The organism is Streptomyces sp. NPDC005195, from assembly GCF_040608315.1.
In the GTDB taxonomy this organism is placed as follows: Bacteria; Actinomycetota; Actinomycetes; order Streptomycetales; family Streptomycetaceae; genus Streptomyces; species Streptomyces kaempferi.
Genome location: NZ_JBEXHZ010000395.1, coordinates 1 through 1,073 on the forward strand (window position 1 = coordinate 1; position 1,073 = coordinate 1,073).

At 73.7% G+C, this 1,073-nt stretch carries 1 protein-coding gene; it reads left to right on the top strand.

Going from position 1 to position 1,073, the window contains the following annotated elements:
• Nucleotides 1-1,073 (top strand): ROK family protein (locus ABZV34_RS39895; RefSeq protein ID WP_356288348.1); only part of this gene is annotated, 1,073 nt, incomplete at both ends.

Below are 1,073 nucleotides of genomic sequence, written 5' to 3' on the forward strand. Positions count from 1 at the left end.
GTCGGAGATAGCGGGGCGGACCCGGCTGTCGGCCGCGGCGGTCACCAAGGCGGTCCGTCCCCTCATCGAGGCGGGCTACCTCCTGGAGGACGTCGCCGAGGACGCGCGGCAGCCCGCTCTCGGACGGCCCGCCAACCCGGTGCGGGTCGACGGAGGCAGGGCCCTGTTCATCGGGATCAAGGTGACGGGCGACGAACTCATCGCCGTCCTCACGGACTTGTGCTGCCGCATCCGGGTCGCCCGGCACGTGTCGCTCACGTCCCGGGCGCCGAGGTCGGTGCTGGCCTCGACCGCGGCGCTCGTCCAGGAGCTGCTGACGGAGGCGGACGGTTTCGGGGTGCGGGTCCAGGGCATCGGTATCGCCGTCTCCGGCGACGTGGACCGCTCGGCCGGAGTGGTGCGCTACTCGCCGTTCCTGGAATGGCGCGACGTGCCGCTCGCCGAACTGGCCGGGATGACCACCGGACTGCCGGTCACCGTGGACAACGACGTGCGGGCCCTGACCGTGGCCGAGCAGTGGTTCGGCGCCGGCGTGGGCCTGTCCGACTTCGCCGTGGTGACCGTCGGCGCGGGTATCGGCTGCGGCCTGGTCGTGCACGGTCGGGTGGTCGCGGGAGCCCACGGCGTGGCCGGTGAGATCGGGCATGTCGCCATCGACCCGGCCGGTCCGCTCTGCCACTGCGGCAACCGCGGCTGTGTCGAGGCGATCGCCTCGGACTCGGCGATCGTCGCCCAGGTCCGGGAGGTGACGGGCGTACAGGTGCCCGACGCCGCCGCGGCGCTGGACCTGGCCCACGACGGCGACCCCGGAGCGCGCGAGGTGTACGCCCGCGCGGGCGAGGCGATCGGCCGGGGCATCGCCACCGTCGCCAACCTCCTCGGCCCCGAGCGTGTGATCATCTCCGGCGAAGGCCTCGCCGCCTACGACCTGTTCGCCGAACAGATCCGCGACGCCTTCGGCGCGGCCGCCTTCGGGTCGGCCGCGCTGTGCGACGTACAGACCCGCCCGCTGCCCTTCGAGGAGTGGGCGCGCGGGGCCGCGGCCACCGCGATCCAGTCCTTCATCACATCGG